Source organism: Streptomyces sp. NPDC056161 (genome assembly GCF_042268025.1).
Taxonomy (GTDB): domain Bacteria; phylum Actinomycetota; class Actinomycetes; order Streptomycetales; family Streptomycetaceae; genus Streptomyces.
On the sequence record NZ_JBHJUV010000103.1, the window covers coordinates 1 to 16,580 of the forward strand.

General features: G+C 69.3%; 15 protein-coding genes and 2 pseudogenes. 8 read left to right on the forward strand and 9 right to left on the reverse strand.

Features of this window, described 5'->3' with window-relative positions:
• Together ACFC09_RS44540 and ACFC09_RS44545 are read left to right on the forward strand one after the other, a co-directional pair.
• Window positions 1-605, forward strand: a pseudogene (locus ACFC09_RS44540) (hypothetical protein); the annotation flags it as partial.
• A gap of 199 nt (window positions 606-804) precedes the next feature.
• Window positions 805-1,878: a hypothetical protein gene (locus tag ACFC09_RS44545; protein ID WP_376538654.1), complete on the forward strand. Its 1,074-nt coding sequence runs from the start codon at window positions 805-807 to the stop codon at window positions 1,876-1,878.
• A 30-nt stretch (window positions 1,879-1,908) separates the two neighbouring features.
• Here ACFC09_RS44545 and ACFC09_RS44550 read toward each other — a convergent pair.
• Window positions 1,909-2,235 (reverse strand): annotated as a pseudogene (locus ACFC09_RS44550) (nitroreductase family deazaflavin-dependent oxidoreductase); the annotation flags it as partial.
• On the opposite strand from ACFC09_RS44550, the gene ACFC09_RS44555 reads away from it, so the two are divergent.
• The gene (locus ACFC09_RS44555; protein WP_376538656.1) at window positions 2,174-2,374 is read left to right on the forward strand and encodes a DUF397 domain-containing protein; all 201 of its coding nucleotides are present in this window, start codon (window positions 2,174-2,176) and stop codon (window positions 2,372-2,374) included. The pseudogene ACFC09_RS44550 and the gene ACFC09_RS44555 sit on opposite strands and share 62 nt — an antisense overlap.
• Before the next feature lie 546 nt (window positions 2,375-2,920).
• Complete coding sequence (locus ACFC09_RS44560; RefSeq protein WP_376538658.1) at window positions 2,921-4,318, forward strand: hypothetical protein; 1,398 nt, start codon at window positions 2,921-2,923, stop codon at window positions 4,316-4,318.
• A gap of 30 nt (window positions 4,319-4,348) precedes the next feature.
• Here the strand turns inward: ACFC09_RS44560 and ACFC09_RS44565 are convergent, their stop codons facing one another.
• A complete protein-coding gene (locus ACFC09_RS44565; RefSeq protein ID WP_376538659.1) occupies window positions 4,349-4,825 on the reverse strand; it encodes a nitroreductase family deazaflavin-dependent oxidoreductase in 477 nt (158 codons plus the stop codon).
• Window positions 4,825-6,042, reverse strand: a complete 1,218-nt coding sequence (locus ACFC09_RS44570; protein WP_376538661.1) for an acyl-CoA dehydrogenase family protein — start codon at window positions 6,040-6,042, stop codon at window positions 4,825-4,827. Before ACFC09_RS44570 ends, ACFC09_RS44565 begins: the two co-directional genes overlap by 1 nt.
• Window positions 6,043-6,322: 280 nt before the next feature.
• On the opposite strand from ACFC09_RS44570, the gene ACFC09_RS44575 reads away from it, so the two are divergent.
• On the forward strand, window positions 6,323-7,471 hold the full coding sequence (locus tag ACFC09_RS44575) for an acetyl-CoA acetyltransferase (RefSeq protein WP_376538663.1): 1,149 nt from the start codon (window positions 6,323-6,325) through the stop codon (window positions 7,469-7,471).
• Between the two features lie 267 nt (window positions 7,472-7,738).
• Here the strand turns inward: ACFC09_RS44575 and ACFC09_RS44580 are convergent, their stop codons facing one another.
• Both ACFC09_RS44580 and ACFC09_RS44585 read right to left on the reverse strand, forming a co-directional pair.
• Complete coding sequence (locus ACFC09_RS44580; RefSeq protein WP_376538665.1) at window positions 7,739-7,954, reverse strand: hypothetical protein; 216 nt, start codon at window positions 7,952-7,954, stop codon at window positions 7,739-7,741.
• A gap of 522 nt (window positions 7,955-8,476) precedes the next feature.
• Window positions 8,477-9,574, reverse strand: a complete 1,098-nt coding sequence (locus ACFC09_RS44585) for a hypothetical protein (RefSeq protein WP_376538667.1) — start codon at window positions 9,572-9,574, stop codon at window positions 8,477-8,479.
• Window positions 9,575-9,775: 201 nt separating this feature from the next.
• Between ACFC09_RS44585 and ACFC09_RS44590 the strand changes: the two genes are divergently transcribed.
• Together ACFC09_RS44590 and ACFC09_RS44595 are read left to right on the forward strand one after the other, a co-directional pair.
• Window positions 9,776-10,447, forward strand: coding sequence for a pyridoxal 5'-phosphate synthase (locus ACFC09_RS44590; protein WP_376538669.1), 672 nt, complete (start codon window positions 9,776-9,778; stop codon window positions 10,445-10,447).
• Window positions 10,448-10,914: 467 nt separating this feature from the next.
• A complete protein-coding gene (locus ACFC09_RS44595; RefSeq protein ID WP_376538671.1) occupies window positions 10,915-11,910 on the forward strand; it encodes a hypothetical protein in 996 nt (331 codons plus the stop codon).
• Between the two features lie 102 nt (window positions 11,911-12,012).
• Here the strand turns inward: ACFC09_RS44595 and ACFC09_RS44600 are convergent, their stop codons facing one another.
• The 4 genes from ACFC09_RS44600 to ACFC09_RS44615 form a co-directional block, all read right to left on the reverse strand.
• Window positions 12,013-12,927 (reverse strand): GNAT family N-acetyltransferase, encoded by a 915-nt coding sequence (locus ACFC09_RS44600; protein ID WP_376538681.1) that lies wholly within the window; start codon window positions 12,925-12,927, stop codon window positions 12,013-12,015.
• Between the two features lie 11 nt (window positions 12,928-12,938).
• Window positions 12,939-13,706, reverse strand: a complete 768-nt coding sequence (locus ACFC09_RS44605; RefSeq protein WP_376538673.1) for a GNAT family N-acetyltransferase — start codon at window positions 13,704-13,706, stop codon at window positions 12,939-12,941.
• A gap of 186 nt (window positions 13,707-13,892) precedes the next feature.
• A complete protein-coding gene (locus ACFC09_RS44610; RefSeq protein ID WP_376538675.1) occupies window positions 13,893-14,291 on the reverse strand; it encodes a Zn-ribbon domain-containing OB-fold protein in 399 nt (132 codons plus the stop codon).
• On the reverse strand, window positions 14,291-14,740 hold the full coding sequence (locus ACFC09_RS44615) for a DoxX family membrane protein (protein ID WP_376538677.1): 450 nt from the start codon (window positions 14,738-14,740) through the stop codon (window positions 14,291-14,293). Before ACFC09_RS44615 ends, ACFC09_RS44610 begins: the two co-directional genes overlap by 1 nt.
• 367 nt (window positions 14,741-15,107) lie before the next feature.
• Here ACFC09_RS44615 and ACFC09_RS44620 point away from each other — a divergent pair, with 367 nt between their 5' ends.
• Window positions 15,108-16,292 (forward strand): flavin-containing monooxygenase, encoded by a 1,185-nt coding sequence (locus tag ACFC09_RS44620; RefSeq protein ID WP_376538679.1) that lies wholly within the window; start codon window positions 15,108-15,110, stop codon window positions 16,290-16,292.
• Window positions 16,293-16,580: the final 288 nt, after the last annotated feature.

Below are 16,580 nucleotides of genomic sequence, written 5' to 3' on the forward strand. Positions count from 1 at the left end.
TGTCACAGTCCGAAGTCACAGCTTCGCATCCGTTCAACCAGGCGGCGTCGTTCGCTTCCATGTCAGTCGATACCCAGCCAACAGATACCTTTCCCAACGGTATCCTTCCGTACGCCGGTTCAGGTTCGGCGGCTCCCTTGCCGTACTCCTCCGCGTTCGATTTCCTGCCGGACAACGACACATCGCAGACGGCACTGACGGCCGACGAAGCATTCCAGACACCGTATGCGAACAGTTTCTCGCAGATTCCCTATCCGATGGATCCGATGGATCCGATGGATCAGGATCAGGGCAACAGGATGAGCAGCGACCTGTCACCGTACGCACACCTGCCGTGGCCTCCGACCAATCCGGTGGCGCCGCTTGTTCCCCAGCCGGCAGAAACTTTCTCGCACGGAGAACTGCTGGACGCTCATTCATATCCGGCGACTGAGTACTCCCCCGCGCTCAATTTCCAGCCGCCGGCCCAGACTCAGGCATACACGACGGGCGGCTACCCGTCACAGTCCGGACACACGCATCCGCGTCCGTTCTCACCAGCTCATCCCTCACCAGCTCAGCACGGCTCGACGCCCTCCGGCGGCGGCAGGGGCATGCGCGGCTGAGCTGAGTCGGCCTCCCGGCGACGGCGTGCCCGGCCCTCCACCTCCCCACCCACGCCTTCACCACATGCAACGCATCTCCCTGAGCACCGTCCCCAATTCATCACGGTCGTACCTCCGGTGGAACAACCGGCACGAGAGCACCGGCAACGGCCTCATCGAAGAGATCTGAAAACCAGACCGAACGAAAAAAGGAGAAAAAATGCAGCCACAGACACAGACACAGACACAGACACAGACACAGACACAGACACAGACAAAGGCAGAGCATTGGGAAAGGTTCGGTGAGGCACTGGACCTTTACTACGCCAACCCCGACAACCAGGGGACAGTTCCGACACAAACCTACCACCTGGAAGCGAATGGAACCACCTACCGCAATTTTGGACGAAATATCCAACGCTACATATCAGTAGGACTGCCCGAAAGTTGCCCGAATGACATCCGAGAAAAGATGGAAAAATACAAACTACTGACCAAAGAGACCAAAGCCATACTCGCCGCAAGGTATTCGAAGAAAAATCCCAAAAATCCCAAGACGCAGACGCACTCGCATAAGGGAACTCTCATACAGTTCTCCGACAGCGGCGACGTGCAGCCAGACACATTCGGGGTCTCGCTGAGCGCCGCTGACATGCAGATGTTGCAGGATCTGGGCAAGACGGTGAACGCCGGCCTGTCACAGTCCGAAGTCACAGCTTCGCATCCGTTCAACCAGGCGGCGTCGTTCGCTTCCATGTCAGTCGATACCCAGCCAACAGATACCTTTCCCTGGGATATCCTTCCGTACGCCGGTTCAGGTTCGGCGGCTCCCTTGCCGTACTCCTCCGCGTTCGATTTCCTGCCGGACAACGACACACCGCAGACGGCGCTGACGGCCGACAAAGCATTCCAGACACCGTATGCGAACAGTTTCTCGCAGATTCCCTATCCGATGGATCCGATGGATCCGATGGATCAGGGCAACAGGATGAGCAGCGACCTGTCACCGTACGGACACCTGCCGTGGCTTCCGACCAATCCGGTGGCGCCGCTTGTTCCCCAGCCGGCAGAAACTTTCTCGCACGGAGAACTGCTGGACGCTCATTCATATCCGGCGACTGAGTACTCCCCCGCGCTCAATTTCCAGCCGCCGACCCAGACTCAGGCATACACGACGGGCGGCTACCCGTCACAGTCCGGACACACGCATCCGCGTCCGTTCTCACCAGCTCATCCCTCACCAGCTCAGCACGGCTCGACGCCCTCCGGCGGCGGCAGGGGCATGCGCGGCTGAGCTGAGTCGGCCTCCCGGCAACGGCGTGCATCACTCCCGGACCAGCCGGAACACCCGAATCCGCCGCGCCACCCGGTCCTGGTAGGCCGCGTACGGCGGCCAGAACGCCAGCAGCGCCCGCCACGCCGCCGTCCGTTCCTCGCCCTCCAGCAGGCGCGCGGTGACCGCGATGTCCCGGCCCCGCCAGTTGATCGACACCTCGGGCCGTGCCAGCAGGTTGTACGTCCAGGCCGGATGCTCCGTACGGCCGAAGTTGGACCCGACGAGCAGCCAGCTGCGCCCGCCCTCCTCGGGCATGCAGGCGAGCGGCGTGTGCCGGGGCAGTCCGCTGCGGGCCCCGATCGAGGTCGCCACCAACCTCGCCATCGCCACACCCCACGGCCACATCCCCGTCCGCGACTCCAAGAACCCGGACGGCCCGGCCCTCAACCTCCCCACCCACGCCTTCACCTCCTTCGTGGCAGGCGTCAAGGAGGGGGAGTTCGGCACCGTATGACCGCCCGGCCGCCCGGCCGGAGGGCCCCGCCACGCCTGAACTCACCACGTTCGTGTCCACGGCGCGGCGGGGCCTCCCACACCGACCCGGGGCGGACAGGCTCATCGACTTCCTTGGCCAGGCCCATCGCTGCCGTCACGGTGCCCTCAGGCCAGGTGCGCCTACACCTCAGTACGTCCTCCGGGCGGTGCCGGCCGGCATCCGGCGGACACGTGCCAACGGCCGGACCCGCCCGCCCCCTTGCAGTCCACGAGCCGCTTGACAGCGTTGGTCATCGAGTACAGCCTTCGTTCCTGCCTGTACGGACAGACCGTGAAAGGAGCGAAGGCGAGTTGCCGTTTTCACAACAAGATCTCGGACATCCTCGACGAGCCGGGGCGCGCCAGAACCAGCCACTCCCCGCCCCGTTCATGCAACGCATCTCCCTGAGCACCGTCCCCAATTGATCACGGTCGTACCTCCGGTGGAACAACCGGCACGAAAGCACCGGCAACGACCTCATCGACGATCACCGAAAACCAGCCCGAACGAAAAAACGGAGAAAACATGCAGACAAATTCAGGGCATTGGGAAGAGTTCGGTAAGGCATTGGACCTTTACTTCACCAACCCCGACAACCAGGGGACAGTTCCGACACAAACTTACCACCTGGAAAGTGATGGATTCACCTACAAAAACTTTGGGCGAAAAGTCCAACGCTACATATTGAGCGGGCTGCCCAAAGATTGCCCGGATGACATCCGAGAGAAGGTAGACGAATACAAACTACTGACCGAAAAGAACAAAGCCATACTAGCTGCAAGGACTGTGGGGACACATTCCAGGGGCCCACAAGCATCCAGGACCGAGCACTGGAAAGGGTTCGGCAAGGCACTGGACCTTTACTTCACCAACCCCGACAACCAGGGCATAATTCCGATACAGAATTACGACCTCGAAGCGAATGGAACCACCTTCCGCTATTTTGGACGAACTATCCAACGCTACATATCGGGAGGGCTGCCTACAGATTGCCCGGAATACATCCGAGACAAGATGGAAAAATACAAACTACTGACCGAAGAGACCAAAACCATGCTCACCAGAAAGAATGCGGCAAAACGTCCCAGACGCCCGAGGGTTCAGCCTCCGACCAAGAGCCCCACCGATATCGGCGACGTGCATGCGAGCGGAGCCCTCTACCCGCCCTCGCAGTACGACGGTCTCGGCGATCGGGAGGTTACCCGACTGGCGGCCCATTCACAGGGAAACGCGACGGGTGACTTCCTGACACCTCACGCACCCATCTCTCCCTCTCCATACGACGCCGACACCTACCCGCATGGGGAAACGGGCGCCGACATGTCACAGCCCCAACTCGTACCCCAGCTTCTGTTCAACCAGGTGGCGTCGTTCGCTTCCATGTCAGTCGATACCCAGCCAACAGATACCTTTCCCTGGGATATCCTTCCGTACGCCGGTTCAGGGTCGGCGGCTCCCTTGCCGTACTCCTCCGCGTTCGATTTCCTGCCGGACAACGACACATCGCAGACGGCACTGACGGCCGACGAAGCATTCCAGACACCGTATGCGAACAGTTTCTCGCAGATTCCCTATCCGATGGATCCGATGGATCAGGATCAGGATCAGGGCAACAGGATGAGCAGCTACCTGTCACCGTACGCACACCTGCCGTGGCTTCCGACCAATCCGGTGGCGCCGCTTGTTCCCCAGCCGGCAGAAACTTTCTCGCACGGAGACCTGCTGGACGCTCATTCATATCCGGCGACTGAGTACTCCCCCGCGCTCAATTTCCAGCCGCCGGCCCAGACTCAGGCATACACGACGGGCGGCTACCCGTCACAGTCCGGACACACGCATCCGCGTCCGTTCTCACCAGCTCATCCCTCACCAGCTCAGCACGGCTCGACGCCCTCCGGCGGCGGCAGGGGCATGCGCGGCTGAGCTGAGTCGGCCTCCTGGCGACGGCGTGCATCACTCCCGGACCAGCCGGAACACCCGGATCCGCCGCGCCACCCGGTCCTGGTAGGCCGCGTACGGCGGCCAGAACGCCAGCAGCGCGCGCCACGCCGCCGTCCGTTCCTCGCCCTCCAGCAGGCGCGCGGTGACCGCGATGTCCCGGCCCCGCCAGTTGATCGACACCTCGGGCCGTGCCAGCAGGTTGTACGTCCAGGCCGGATGCTCCGTACGGCCGAAGTTGGACCCGACGAGCAGCCAGCTGCGCCCGCCCTCCTCGGGCATGCAGGCGAGCGGCGTGTGCCGGGGCAGTCCGCTGCGGGCCCCGGTGGACGTCAGGATCGCCCCGGGCAGCATGGACGTACTGGGCAGCACCCGGCCGCGGGTGAGCCGGTGGACGACCCGGTCGAGCGCGGGCACCACATGCGGGGCGACCTGCGCGAACGTCCGGGTGGCGGACATCTTCCGCACCAGCCGCACACCGATCCCGACCATCAGACCGCCACCTCTCCCCGCTCGAACAGCCGCGCGTCGGCGGCGGACCGGGCGCGCAGCCGGTGCACCGGCCCGAGAAGCAGTTCGTCGCCCGCCGCGCGCTTGAAGTACAGGTGGGCCTCATGCTCCCAGGTGAACCCGATCCCGCCGTGGAACTGGATCGCCTCGCCCGCGGCCGTCCGCAGCGCCTCCAGCGCCTGCGCGAGGGCGAGCCCGCCCGTCCGTTCCCCGTGGGCGGTCGCCCAGGCGGCGTAGTAGGCCGCCGAGCGGGCCGCCTGGATCTGTACGTACACGTCGGCCAGCCGGTGCTTCACGGCCTGGAAGGAGCCGACCGCGCGTCCGAACTGCTCGCGCTGTCCCACGTACTCGACCGTGCGCTCCAACGCCCGGTCGGCGGCCCCGACCGCCTCGGCGGCGAGCACGACGGCGGCCGTGTCACCGATCGCGCGGAGTGCGCCGAGCACGTCCGCCGCGCCCTGGTCCTCCGCGGAACTCTCCTCGCCGACTGTCCCGCCGAGCAGTTCGGCCGGCACGTCCCGCAACTGCACCCAGCCCTGCGGCCGGGTCGCGTCGAGCGCCGTCTGCCGTCCGCGGGTCACTCCGGGCGCGTCCCCCGCCACCAGGAAGACCAGGGTCCGCGACCGGGCGAACCCGCCGGTGTGCGCGGCGACCAGGAGCAGCCCGGCGCTGTGGCCGTCCAGCACCTGCCGGACCTCCCCGTACAGCCGCCAGCCGCCGTCCGCCCGCCGGGCCTGCACCCCGCCCGCCCGGCCGCCGCCCGCCCAGTCCCCGGTGTTGTCGCCGGTCAGGGCGAGGACGGTGGCGAGGGCGGTGCCGGGTACGGCGAGGGCGGCGGTCAGCGCGCCGGAGGCGATGCGCGGCAGCAGCGCATCGCGCTGCGCGTCGGTGCCGAGGGCGAGGACGAGCGGCGCGGCGAGTACGGAGGTGGCGAGCAGCGGTGAGGGCGCGAGGGCGCGGCCCGTCTCCTCGCAGGCGAGGGCGAGTTCGGTGGCCGTGCAGCCGACGCCGCCGTAGGTCTCGGGGAGGGCGAGACCGGGCAGGCCGAGCCGGTCGGCGAGCGCCTGCCACAGGGCGGGGTCGTGTCCCGCGGGGGCGTCGAGGGCGGCGCGCAGGTCCTGCGGACCGCAGCGGGCCCGGAGCAGGGCGCGCAGGGCGCGCCGCATCTCGTCCTGTTCGGCGGTGAGGCGTGCGTCCATGGCTGTTCCCTCCAGATCTGACGGCCCGTCATGTTAGGTGCGTCGGGGCCGGATGCCCAGGGTCACGACACCTGCCGCGGACCGCAGTATCTGATGTACCGTCAGATTCATGGCAGCGGAGCGCACGGCAACGGGGCACGCGGAGGCGGAGCGCGGGGCGGCGGAGGGCGGGGCGGCCGGGCACACGGCTGCGGAGGGCGGGACCTCGGACCGCGGGGCCTCGGGCCGTAGAGGATCGAGCCGTAGAGGATCGAACCGTAGGGGATCCGGTGGGGCGCCGGTGGCGGTGGTCGGGGTGGCGCTCTCCGACTGCGGCCGGGTGGACGGCACGACCGCCTACGCCCTGCACGCCCAGGCCGCCCGCCGCGCCCTCGCGGACGCCGGACTCGACCGCTCGCTCGTGGACGGCTTCGCCTCGGCGGGCCTCGGCACGCTGGCACCGGTCGAGGTCGCGGAGTACCTGGGCCTGCGCCCCACCTGGGTCGACTCCACCTCCGTAGGCGGCTCCACCTGGGAGGTGATGGCCGCGCACGCGGCGGACGCGATAGCGGCGGGCCACGCACGGGCCGTACTGCTGGTCTACGGCTCGACGGCCCGCGCGGACATCAAGGCGGGACGGCGCACGGGCAACCTGTCCTTCGGGGCCGGCGGCCCGCTCCAGTTCGAGGTGCCCTACGGGCACACCCTGATCGCCAAGTACGCGATGGCCGCCCGCCGGCACATGATCGAACACGGTACGACCATCGAGCAGTTGGCGCAGGTCGCGGTGCAGGCGCGGGCGAACGCGGCCCTGAACCCGGACGCGATGTTCCGCGACCCGATCACGGTCGACGACGTCCTGGCCGGCCCGATGATCGCCGACCCGTTCACCAAGCTGCACTGCTGCCTGCGCTCCGACGGCGGCGCGGCGGTGCTGCTGGCGGCACCGGAGTACGTACGGGACTGCCGCACCGACCCGGTCTGGATCCTCGGCACCGGCGAGCACGTCTCGCACACCACGATGTCCGAGTGGCCGGACTTCACGGTCTCCCCGGCCGCGGTGAGCGGACGCCTCGCCTTCGAGCGGGCGGGGGTACGGCCCGAGGAGATCGACTTCGCCGAGATCTACGACGCGTTCACCTACATGACGCTGGTGACACTGGAGGACCTGGGTTTCTGCGCGAAGGGCGAGGGCGGGGCGTTCGTGGAGGAGGGACGACTGCTGGTGCGGGGCGGGGAACTGCCGGTGAACACGGACGGCGGCGGTCTGTCCGCCCAGCACCCGGGTATGCGCGGACTGTTCCTGCTGGTCGAGGCGGTACGGCAGGTGCGCGGCGAGGCCGGTGAACGGCAGGTACGCTCCCCGGACGGTCAGCCGCCGCGACTCGGCGTGGCCTCGGGGACCGGGGGCTGGTTCTGCTCCTCGGGAACGGTGGTGCTCGGCCGGTGAACGACCGGCCGGGCGGGACGCGGCAGGACCTGGCAAGACCTGACAGGCCCCTTCAGGAAGCCCTGACAGGCCCCTTCGGGAAGCCCTGACAGGCCCCGGCGAGATCCGACTCCCTCGACCTGCCACCCGGTCACGGCCTCAGGCTGAGGCCGTGACCGGGTGGCGTGCAGGGCGTGTCCGACAGGTCGGCACAGCCCCTGCGAGACTCTCCCGGCCACGCTCACGCGGGCGCGCCCCCGGCGCGTGGCTGCGGGGCGCCTTGCGCGTTCAGTCGACCGTCTCCCCGTTGTGCGTACCGCCCTTGCAGGGGTTGCCCGGCTCATTGATCGCGGGCGTTCCGCCGCCCTGCTGGCACTGAGAAGGAGTGACGGAGGACGGGGCGCCCTGTGCGGTGGCGGCGGTGGCGGTGACGGCGCCTGTGAGACCGAGTCCGGCGAGGGCTGCCGTGGCGATGACGGGGGCGAGGATTCGTCGAATGCGCATGTGGTTCCCCTTTCACGGATTGCCTCGGTTGGGGCACTAGCCAGCTTGATCTTCGCCCAGGTGGGTGGCACATCATGTTGCGCCATTCAGGTGACGAGGCTGCCGGAAGCGGGGCCGCGCCCCGTCGCCCCGGTCAGGCCACCTGCCGACAGGCGACCTGACCCGCTTCCAAGGGATTCGCCATGCCGCCGCCGCCCTCCCGCCCCGGTCCACCGCCCCCGCTCACCGGCCGCCCCGGCTCACCGGCCACCCCCGAGCCGTCGGCGTCCGCGAGCCGTCGGCGACCGCGTTCCGGCGACGACGGCGGGACCGGCCGACGGCTGACCGGCCGACGGACCCGAGCCTGGTGGTGTTCGACACGGAGTCGGTGCGCGCGGCGGCCTGGGTGTCCAGAACCACCACAGGGCTGGACGCTGGCAAGAAGACCCCAGGCCATCGCCCCGGGGCCGCTGCCCGGCCCACCGTTCCCGGGGACGCTTTGCACGATCCGCAGACGCCCCTCGGCGAGCCGGCCGCTCGTCGTCACCGCGGACTCTGGTGCCCCGGCTGCCGGGCCTGGGCATGCCCCGCTCGGCCGTGAGCGGTGGTTGGTTCCCACGGCGAGTACGCCACTCCGTCGCCCGTCCGGGGATACACGGGGGCCGCGGCCGACAACTCCTGCGCCGCCCGCGCCGCCTGCGTCAGCGTGTCCGTCCCGGGAGGCTGGATCTCCCACGCCGCCCCGTGCGGGTATCCGCCCGCGTAGGGCGCGGCAGGATTGACCGGCGCAGACCAGGACCCGAACATCCCGGACACCGTGCCGAAGCCACCGTCGTCAAACCCGTCCGATATCAATACGTCCATGTCGTCGTGGACCATCGGGTTGAACGCGACCTGCGAACCGCCGGACGGCGCCTCCCAGAATCCGGGCAACGTCTCCCGGAATCCGGGCAATGTCTCCCGGAATCCGGGCTGTATCTCCGCGAACCCGGACAGCGCCTCCGGGAACCCGGACTGTGCAGGATGGACATCGTCACCGTGGCCCAGGGGGATACCATTCTGTGTCCACGGCATCCCGCTGCCGGCCTGCTCGGCCTCCCGCCGCAGCAACGAATAGTCGGTTCCCTCCCTCGGATCCTGCGCAACGACTGAATTCTCCGGCGAATTCGGGACCGCTGGAAGGGCCAGTGGATGATTCTTGACCTCCTGCACACCCTTCCACTCCTCTCGCCAGTGTGCACCAGATCCCACATCCCTGTGAATCTTCTTGCCGACGGCCACCATCTTCCCGCTCACTGCATCGAGAAGCATCCGATCTTCTAGGCGGACTTTCGCATGTTCCGTCAAAGCCCTCTCCGTCAGGGGACCCATCACATGGGCCATCTGCTTCAATCGACGGAGGCGCCCCGCAATGAAATCACCACCGACCATGTCGGGGAACTTGGCCTTCGCGGGCGGAAGAAATCCTGGCTGCACTCGCGGCGCCCGCCCGCCCTCGGCGCAATACAGGGCCTCGATCATATTCGCAATTTCCGCGTCAGTATAGCCGGACGAGGAACTCTTACCCTTTTTGCTCCGGCTTATCCTATTCTTCACATCACTCGTCAGGGGCTTTCTATATCTCGGCACAGCATCCTCCACGCCATAGAACCGGCAGAACCCACGGGCCAGGACGAACCCCGCCTCCGCACTACGCACTCACCGGCCCACCGGTTCACCCCCTCACCCATTTCCGGTTCCGGCGCCCACGCACCCCGCCCCCCGGCACCCGGTGGCCACCGGGTGCCACCGCCCGCATCCGCACGCACGTCCCGGCGCACGGGCCGGGCGATACTCAGGGACATGGGAACGGAAACGGACCTCCACGAACTCTTGCGGTCACTACGGGTGTGGGACCCGGCGGTCACGGAACTCCCGTCGTTCGACCCGGCCACCGCCCCCAACACCCCCCTCCCCCTGTTCACCGCGTGGTTCGCTGAGGCGGTCGCGGCCGGGCAGCCCGAGCCGCACACGATGTCGCTGGCGACGGCGGACGCGGACGGCCTGCCGGACGTACGGATAGTGATGCTGCACGGCGCGGACGAAACCGGCTGGTCCTTCGCCACGCACGCCACGAGCCGCAAGGGCCGCCAGCTCACCGACCGGCCGTACGCGGCCCTCGTCTTCTACTGGCCGGTGCTGGGCCGTCAGGTCCGGGTACGGGGACCGGTCACGGCGGCCCCGCCGGAGCAGAGCCGGGCAGACCTGCGCGCACGGTCGACGGGCGCGCTGGCCGCGGCACTCACCGGCCGGCAGAGCGCACCCCTGTCGTCACCGGCCGAGCTGCGGGCTGCCTCGGAAGCCGCCTGGGACCGGGCGCGCGAAGACCCGGAGACGCCGGTTCCGACCTGGACGCTCTACCGGCTGCGCCCGCACGAGGTCGAGTTCTTCCAGGGCGACCCCGACCGCAGGCACGTCCGGCTCACCTACCTGTGCCGGGGAGGGCGTTGGGAGCGGCACCTGCTGTGGCCGTGAGCGGCAACCCCTGTGTCCGGCCACCGCGCGCCCTGGCCCTGCGCCGCCGCACACGGCCCCACTCGGTCTCTTCGGCATCCCTTGTGACCCGCACATCGATGCCTGAAATCCGACCTTGGAACAGCTCTGGCGGGTGCGTAGGCGGCGGAACCAGTGCAGGAGTGCGAAGGCGGCTTCGGCGATCCAGCGGTGGACGCCCCGGCCGGAGCCATGCACGTTGCCGCAGCCGCGATGACCGGAGCACGCCCAGGTCGCGCCGGCCGCGGCGGCAGGTGTCGCCGGCAGTGCTCCCGGAACCGTAGCCCAGCTCCTGCGACAGGAACTGCCAGGGGATCCCCGCAGGCTCCCGGTGAACCGGAATCCGGCGCCTTCCCATTGAGGTGTTACGAGCGACTTCTCATCAGGAACCGGCCTACTGCATCCTACGCCTGCCGAGCACCAATCAAATGCACCGACAAGGAGAAGGCATGCCATACTCCGACGCCCAGAAGAAAGCCCTCCTGGAGGAGTTCAGCAGAGGAAATAAAAGCCAGACGGAATTCTGCAATGGAGAAGGACGGCCGAGTCGGCGGCATTTTAGCAGATGGGTAAAATATTCGGAGAAATATGGCGTGGACCTCACGACCCCGAAGGGCCAACGAAAGCGGGCCCAAGAAAGTCCCGAAAGGAATGCGAAGGCAAGCAGGACCGTGGCGGGAAAATCCACCAGAAGAAGGCGTTCTGATGCCGAGATCGCAGAAATGATCAGAGCGCTTTACTCTCCCAGGGACGGGAGGAGGTCGCTGGTGCAGCCGACCCTCCTTCCAAGCGGTCGCGATAAGTTTCCTGACGTGACAGACAGTGATTACATTCTGCAGCACCTTCGACACCTGAAGGCCGGGAATGTGGCGATGGGTCCTTTGGCGGAGCGTGCTTTGAAGTACGCGAAAATCCCCCTTGAGGACCGGAAGATTCACCGGACAAATGGCAAGACAATAACTTCCGGCAAAAAGATTGCCGACTCGGCAGAATACGCACCGCGGGGAGGTTGGCGGGATGAAGTGGCGAACGCGGCCGTCTCATCGTATGCGTCACCTTCCGGGTCCGGCTATGCGCAGACCGACCCCTTCGCTCATTGCCCAACGAATGTGGCTGTCTCGCCGTACGCAGACAATTCCGGGTTCGGCCATTCGGAGACCGCTCCCTTCCCGTATTACCCGGCGAGTACGACTGTCTCGCCTTTCGCGTTCGATTCCACGTCCGGCACTTCGCAGACCTGTCCCGTCCCGGCGGGTGGGCACGGAGGTGAGCCGTCCGCGCAGGTCGTCGATGAGGATGGTTTGAGGCAGTTTTATGCGTCGTTGGCAGCGGGCGAAGCGTCTGACTCGCATTACGCGGTGACCGGAAAGGAACATCAGAAGCCGCGCGACTCCTCACGACACAGCCACAGCCACAGCCACGGCGTCAAGGCCCCCCGGCGTTGACCGCCCCACCCGCTCCCTGACGCCGGGGTCCCCTGCCGCAACACGCAGAGGGCGGCGCGCAGAAGGACCGCGCCCCGCCGGCCCGTCGCGGGTCCCGCACTGTCACTGCCCGTGCGGTCCCTCACGCCCCACGCCGAACCCGTACACCGAGAAGTCGGCCACGGGCCGGTATCCGATCCGCTGGTACAGGCCGTTGCTCGTCGGGTTGGCGAGGTCGGTGAACAGCAGGACCTCCGCTGCCCCGGCCTCCTGCGCGGCCCTGCTCACCACCGCGGTCACCGCTCCGGCGTATCCGCGTCCGCGAAGGTGGGAGGGGGTGTAGACGGGCGCGACGCGGACCTGGCCGGCGATCTGCCGGGTGACTCCCGCCATGGCGACCGGGGTGCCGTCGGGGGTGCCGTCGGGGGTCTCCCAGAGCGTGACGCCGCCGTAGCCGATCCGGCTGTCGGCCCATTCGGCGGAGGAGGCGGCGGAGGCGCTCTGCCCGACCGCCACGGCGAACTCCTCGTACCAGCGCCGCACCAACTCCCGGTCCCGCGGCCCGGCGACCCGTGCCCGACCCTCCGGTACCGGCTCCGGAACCGTCAACTCGCCCAAACGGTAGAGCCGTTGGCGCTGCCGCAGACTGCCGGTGGCGCCGGTCGAGGCACGTTCCCAGGCCGCCGTGAACGCGGCGGCGGTGTCCTGCGCGGCCGACACCCCCGGCACCTGGTGGCCGCGGGCGAGCAGGAGTGCGGCCAGGGATTCGGCCTCTTCCGGTGCCAGCGGCGTCAGGTTGAGCGGATGCGGGGGTGTGTGGAGCAGGATCGCCCGGACCCCGCCGGGTCCCGGCCCGGACCCGAGCACGCCGTACAGCGGGTTCTCCGCGCCGTAGACGTGCGGTCCGCGGCTGCGGAGGGCGTCGGTCACGGTCAGCGGCACCGTGTGCAGGGCCGGGCGGGAACGCAGGAAGTCTCCGGCCCGGGTCAGGAAGTCGTCGAGGTCGTCGGTCAGGTACCAGGCGTGTGCGGAGGGCATGGTCATGGCGGTCAGAGGGCCGGTCCCTGGTCCGCGGCCGGTGCCTGGTCCGCGGCCGGTCCCGGATGCGCGGCCGACTCCGAGCCGTTGGCCGACTCGGGGGCCGACTCCGACTCCGGGTCCGGGTCCGACTCCGGGTTCGGGTTCGGGTCCGTGGCGAGCCGGCCGTGCAGGTGTACGTCCCGGAAGGCGTCGTGCCGCCCCGCCGCGAACATCGCGCCCCGCAGCGTCCCCTCGTACCGGAACCCGCACGTCTGAGCGATCCGGCAGGACGCGTCATGGCCGAGCGCATGCCCCAGTTCCAGGCGGTGCAGGCCCAGTTCGGTGAACGCCCAGCGGGCGGCGAGCCCGAGTGCCCGGGTCGCGACCCGCTGCCCGCGCGCCTCCGGGAGCACCCAGTAACCGACCCGTGCCGTGCTCTGTACGCGGTCGATCAGATTGATGCCGACGTGGCCGAGCGGCGCACCGGTGGCCGCGTCCGCGACGCAGAAGGGCGCGTTGATGCCGTCCGCCGCGCTCCGCAGTTGCCCACGCAGGGACTCACGGGCGCTGTCGAGGTCGGTGTCCACGCGGTGCGGGGTGTTCCAGCGGCGGAATTCGGGATCGGTCCGGCCGCGGAACCAGGCTGCCAGGTCGGCGTCGGACCCCGCGTCCCAGCGGCGCAGGAGCAGACCGTGGCCGTGCGGTGCCGGGTCCTGCGGGGCGGCGGCCGGGGCCAGGGCCGGGGCCGGGGTGGAGGTGCGGACGGGGGTTGAGTGGTTCTCGTGCGTCGGGGCCATGGGAGTCATTGAATCCCCTCGGCGGCCCGGCCCCGTTCCGGGGTCCGGTCACCCACCCGCCGCCCGGAGCACCGCCGTCCCCTCCCGGGCCGGCTCACCCGCCCGCGGGCCGGAACACGGCTGTCCCCTCCCGGGTCGGCTCACCCACCCGCGGGCCGGAACACGGCTGTCCCCTCCCGGGTCGGCTCACCCACCCGCAGGCCGGAACACCGGTGTCCCGTCGCGGAACGTCACCGTCAGATCCGTACCGGCCCGCAACTCCCCGGCCGCGCAGTCCACCACCTCCGTCATCATCCGCAGCCCCTCGGCGAGGTCGACGACGGCGGCGACGTAGGGCGTGCGGGCGCCGAACGGCGGCAGGTCGTTGCGGTGGACCACGGACCAGGTGTAGAGCGTGGCCCGGCCGCTCGCCTCCGTCCAGGCGACGTCCTCGCTCCAGCAGTGCGGGCAGAACTCCCGGGGGTAGTGGTGCGCCCGGCCGCAGGCGCCGCAGCGGCGCAGCAGCAGCCGGCCCTCGGCCGCCGCGTCCCAGTACGGCCTGGTGAAGGCGTCGGTCTCCGGTACGTCGAAGCGCTCGGCGGGCATCAGAACCACCCCACCGCGGCATCGATCGACCAGGACTGCCACGCCATGCCGAACAGCCCGACCGCCGAGATGAGCGCCATCATCGAGTTCTGCCCCTGCTCGGCCCAGTCGTGGATCATGAGGACGAAGTAGACGAGGTTCAGCAGCAGGCCGCCGACCAGCGCGACCGGGGTGAGGAAGCCCAGTACCAGGCCGAGGCCCAGGGCCAGTTCCGCGTACACGACGACGTACGCCAGCACGCGCGGGCGCGGCGCCACCACGGTCTCGAAGCCGGCCCGGACCGCCCGCCAGCGGTGCTTGGCCGCGACGTCCGCCGCCCACGCGATCCCGCTGCCGCGCTCGAACCACGCCTTCTTGTCCTTGTGCCGCCAGCTCTCCAGCCACCACAGGCCGAGTCCGATGCGCAGCACCGCCAGCCACTGATCACCGCTGAGCCAGATCGTGTCCATGGACTCTCCGCCCGCCGGTTGAATCTGACGGTACGTCAGTTCAGCGGACGCGGGGCGGCGACGCAAGAGCGGCGACAGGACCGGACGGCGGGACCGGACGGCGGGACCGGACGGCGGGACCGGACGGCGGGCAGCGGCCGGCGGGACCGGACGGCGGGCAGCGGCCCGAGCGGGGAAGTCACCGGGAAGTCACCGGGAAGGAAAGGCGCGCGCGGGACACAGATGTTCGGGTTCGCGCACGTCCGGGCACGTCCGGGTACCTTCGGCCACACATCCCGCCTACTCTCCCCACACGCGTGATCAATCCGCAATCAATTCCGGTCTTGACCGAGACCCATCAACGGAGGGCGGGGTTACGCTCGCGCTCATGGCCGTCTCCAGCGCCTCCGCGCAGCCCTCCACGACCTTCACCGACCGGCCGGTCTATGTGATCGGCGCTGGTCCGGGCGGCCTGGCCGCCGCCCAGGCGCTGCGGGCCCGGGGCGTGCGGGCCGTCGTACTGGAGAAGGCCGACAGGGTCGGGGCGTCCTGGCGGCGCCACTACGACCGGCTCCACCTGCACACCACCCGCCGGCTGTCGGCGCTGCCCGGTCTGCCGATCCCGCGCCGGTTCGGGCGCTGGGTGGCGCGCGACAACGTGGTGCGGTACCTGGAGAAGTACGCCGAGTTCCACGAACTGGAGATCGTCACCGGGGTCGAGGTCTCCCGGGTGGAGCGGTCGGCCGACGGGACGGGCTGGCTGCTGCGCGCCTCCGGCGGCCGGGAGCTGACCGGCAGCGCGGTGGTCGTCGCCACCGGGTTCAACCACACCCCGCGCGTGCCGGACTGGCCCGGACTCGACGCGTACGCCGGGGAGTTCGGGCACGCCGGCGAGTACCGCAACGCCGAGCCCTACGCCGGGCGGGACGTGCTGGTCGTCGGTGTGGGCAACACCGGCGCGGAGATCGCGGTGGACCTGGTCGAGGGAGGTGCCGCACGGGTCCGGCTCTCCGTGCGCACCCCTCCGCACATCGTGCGGCGGTCCACCGCGGGGTGGGCCGCCCAGTACTCGGCGGTGCTGGTACGGCGTCTGCCCGTCACGCTCGTCGACCGGCTTGCCCGGCAGTTGGCCAAGGTGAGCGTGCCCGACCTGTCCGGGCACGGGCTGCCGCGGCCGGACTCCGGGCTGTACAGCCGGGTCGCCGCGGGGGCGATCCCGGTGCAGGACGTGGGCCTCGTCGACGCCGTACGGGCGGGCCGGGTCGAGGTCGTGGCCGCGGTCGACGGGTTCGAGGACGGGAAGGTCGCCCTCGCCGACGGCGGCCGGCTGTCGCCGGACGCCGTGATCGCCGCGACCGGGTACGAGCGCGCCCTGGAGGGTCTGGTCGGCCACCTCGACGTGCTCGACGGGCGCGGCAGGCCGGTCGTACGCGGCGGTCGCAGCCCACGCAACGCCCCCGGCCTGTACTTCACCGGTTTCACCAACCCCATCAGCGGCATGCTCCGCGAGCTGGCGAGGGACGCGGAGAAGATCGCGACGGCGGTCGCGCGGCGGGCGGCACGGGGAGCGTGAGACGGGGCGGCCGGAAGCGCCGCCCTTTGCGCGTACGAACACCGCACGCGCCGACCCCGCACGCGCCGACCCCTGCGACACGGGCGGCCCCGCCACCCCCCCGACGCGCACGGCCCGCACCACCGCACCGCCATCTCACCGCCCCGCCACCCCCGACGCGCACGGCCCGCACCGCCATCTCACCGCCCCGCCACCCCGTTACCTTTCTCGTGGCCCCGCAATGGGGCGCCTGGCCTCCGGGCCCGGTATGGCTGTCTGCCCCCTGTCGAAGGGATGACCTGGGGGGTG